Origin of the sequence: Micromonospora sp. MH99, assembly GCF_021442385.1 — a bacterium.
GTDB lineage: Bacteria > Actinomycetota > Actinomycetes > Mycobacteriales > Micromonosporaceae > Micromonospora.
Map to the genome: position 1 here is coordinate 1 of NZ_MUZA01000149.1, position 1,822 is coordinate 1,822.

The 1,822-nt window shown below is 78.5% G+C and carries 1 protein-coding gene and 1 pseudogene; one reads left to right on the top strand and one right to left on the bottom strand.

Annotated elements, in window-relative coordinates:
- On the bottom strand, positions 1-1,438 hold a 1,438-nt coding region (locus tag B0E54_RS32225; RefSeq protein ID WP_374109337.1), incomplete at its 3' end, for an AAA family ATPase.
- A 135-nt stretch (positions 1,439-1,573) separates the two neighbouring features.
- Between B0E54_RS32225 and B0E54_RS32230 the strand changes: the two are divergent.
- Positions 1,574-1,822: pseudogene (locus tag B0E54_RS32230) on the top strand (hypothetical protein); the annotation flags it as partial.

Genomic DNA, 1,822 nt, shown 5'->3' on the forward strand with positions numbered 1-1,822 from the left:
CCAGCCGCAGGAACCGGTCCCGCCGCGGCACGGGCAGCGCGCCGGCCTGCCCGGCGGCCGTGCGCAGGTGCTCGGCGGCGGCGGGCAGGTCACCGGCGTACGCGCGCTCGGCGGCACAGGCCAGAGCCACCTCCGGATCGGCGTGCACCACCTCCGGCGGCGGGGACGGCGGGGACGGCGGGGACGACGACAGCGACCCGCCCACCGGGTCGCTGTCGTAGCGGGTCAGCTCCGGCCAGTGTGCGACGAACAGGTCGCCGGCCAGGTCCCACCGGCCACCGGCGAGGGCGTGCCGCAACCCGTCGGCCGGGCGGCCCGCGCCGGCGTACCAGTCGGCCGCTCGCGCGTGCAGCTCCCGCACCTCGTCAGCGGGCATCCGGGCCAGCTCGGCGCGGAGCAGGTCGGCGAGCAGCGGGTCACAGCGGTACCAGGGCGGGCGGGTGCCCTCGGGGTGCAGCAGGCCACCGGTCCGGGCCAGGTCGGCCAGCGCCTGCCCGGCGTCCGCGCGGCCGGTCAGCGCCTCGGCCAGATCGGCGCAGACGGTCTCGGTGAGGGCCGTACGGCGCAGCAGGTCCCGGTCGGCCGGGTCGACGGCGGCCAGCACCTCCTCGTGCAGATAGCCGGCGATCTCCGGTTGGTCGCCGCCGAACTGCCCCACCCAGCGCTCGGGGTCGGGTTGCCCGCGCAACGCCAGCGCGGCGATCCGCAGCGCCGCCGGCCAACCCCCGGTGCGTTCGCGCAGCCGGCGCACCGCCGCCGCCGGCAGTGGTGCGCCGTGCGCGGTCAGCAGGTCGGCCACCTCGTCGTCGGTGAAGGCCAGCTCCTGCGGGCCGATCTCGGTCAGCTCACCGGCGAGGCGCAGCCGGTGCAGGGCCAGCGGCAGCCCGGCCCGCGCACCGACCACGAGACGCAGCCGCTGCTCGGAGTGCCGCAGCAGGAACTCCAGCCCGGTCAGCGCCGCCGGGTCGGTGATCCGGTGCAGATCGTCCAGGACCAGCAGGACGGGCTGCTCCGCCGCCGCGAGCCCGGCCGCCAGCAGCTCCAGCTGGTCCGGGCGCGGTGGGCCGGTGGGCAGCGGCGTCACGAGGTCGTCGTCCGCCGCCCCGGTGGCCGTGCGCAATGCCGCCGCCAGGTACGCCCAGAGCCGGTCGCCGTCGTCGCCGGTCTCCACCGACACCCACGCCGGCCCGGACGTCGACCCGGGGTCGGCCAACCGGACCCAGGAGGCGAGCAGGGTGGTCTTGCCCCAGCCGGCGGGCGCGGCGACCAGGGTGACCGGCCCGGCACCCCCCTCGTCGAGCCGGCGCAGCAGGCGGGGCCGGGCCACCACCGGCTCGGGCGGCACGGTCGGGGTCAGTCGCGACGCCAGCAGCGGCGGCTGCTCCCCCCGGCGTTGCGGCGCCGTGCCGACTCGCGCGTGATCCTGCTGCTCCGGCACCCGGCCCCACCCCCACGACGCGCTCCACCCCCGGTCGGCGAGCGGTTACCCGGCCCGAACCTGTTCACCCCTTCCGGGCGAGCCCGCTTCACCCGGCCGCGACCGATGATCACGGGACGTGGACCGGGAGGACGGATGGGACCGATCAGACGGCTGGCGCGGGCGAGATCCGCCCTCGGCGCCGGCGCGTGGGCCGGGGCGGCGCGGCTGGTGCGCGTACCGCTGCGGCGTGGCCGGCCCGGCGCGGACCGCGACCGGAGCACGGCCACCGGGTGGGAGGTCGTGACGGTGGACCGCCCCCCGGACCAGGTCCTTCCCGGCGGCCGGTGGCCGGAGCCGTTGCGCGACCTGGACGGAGCGGTCGAGGTGCGGGTACGGCCGGCG